Annotated in this window: 1 protein-coding gene; it reads right to left on the bottom strand. The window is 64.0% G+C overall.

What is annotated here, in order from left to right; translation table 11 throughout:
- Positions 1-623: 623 nt before the first annotated feature.
- Positions 624-1,052 carry a hypothetical protein gene (locus tag ACIRFL_RS43880; RefSeq protein WP_404041391.1) on the bottom strand — a complete coding sequence of 143 codons (429 nt, stop codon included), beginning with the start codon at positions 1,050-1,052 and terminating at the stop codon, positions 624-626.
- Between the last annotated feature and the right edge of the window lie 106 nt (positions 1,053-1,158).

Genomic DNA, 1,158 nt, shown 5'->3' with positions numbered 1-1,158 from the left:
GCCTCACCTGGTCGACGGCTGCCTCCCGCCCACCGGTCTGACCATGGACGACGGCGCGATCAGACCGCCGGACTCCGCGAGTTCAACCTGAGTAACGACGGACTACAGGCGCAGGACACTCGCCCCTTGGCTGACGGGAAAGCGAATGGGTTACCCGACCGTTCAGGCAGGTCGCCAAGACCCTCCGGTATCTGTTCCTTCATCATCCACTGGATTCCAGTTGGTCTCCTTGATCTCTGTCAGTAGTGCCTTACGCTGCCGACGAGACAGGGAGTCCCCGTTGACGCTGTGCATGCCCCATGGGATAGGGCAGGGCCCTTCGTGGCTGGGATCGGGGCACAGCACTTCAGTCAGGCGGTCCATCAGCTCTTCGTGCTGGGCCGCGGTCGCGAAGAGCGCGATCTTCACTTGCCAGAGCCTGGGCTGCTCCGTGGCATCTTCGCTGGGGGCGGACACGCAGATCGTCCTCGTTTCTGAGAGCGGAATATGGAGTGCGCCGACGCGGGCCCCGGCTTGGGGCCCGCGTCGGTATGGAGCCGAGCGGTGCCTCTCGGAAGGTCCTTCCCGAGAGGCACCGTCGGTGTCTTGTTGGACACTTCAGGGGTGCGGGTCAGTCCAGTGGGTCAGGGACTGCAGCCGCACCAGCTGCCGAGGGTTCCCCTCCAGACTTCGCTGTGGAAGAGGATGCCCCACGAGTAGTGGTTGGCGCGTCGCATCCAGTTGGGTGCGTTGTGCCGGTGCATGTTGCGCGGGTTGTAATTGCCGTCCCACCACTGACGCAGCCGGTTCTTGGTGCATTGGTACGCCTTGCAGTGGCGGGCATAGCACCCTCGGGGAGCCTGGTGCACCGCGTCACGCTTCGCGTCCCTAACGGCTTCGTCCTCGCTGTGGCCCGATCCTGCACCGTACACGTATCCAGTGCAGTGCGCTCCGCGACCGGCCAGCTGGCACTTGGCCTTGCATTTCCACTTCCGGCCATCAAGATCGTTTTTGTTGATCGGGTCGCCGGGGTATCCGTAGCGGTTGTCGCCGCCGCCGAAGACCGGGTCCACAGAGAGGAAGCGGGGCCTTGTCCCCGAGGAGTGGACACCTGTTCGTGTCGTTATGCGGCAAGTGTCAGGGTAGCTGACTGCTGTTCGTAGGCGATCGGCGCCTGCT

The organism is Streptomyces sp. NPDC102462 (assembly GCF_044765425.1).
GTDB lineage: Bacteria > Actinomycetota > Actinomycetes > Streptomycetales > Streptomycetaceae > Streptomyces.
The sequence above is the reverse complement of the archived record's forward strand: the minus strand, read 5'-3'. Positions and strand labels throughout refer to the sequence as shown.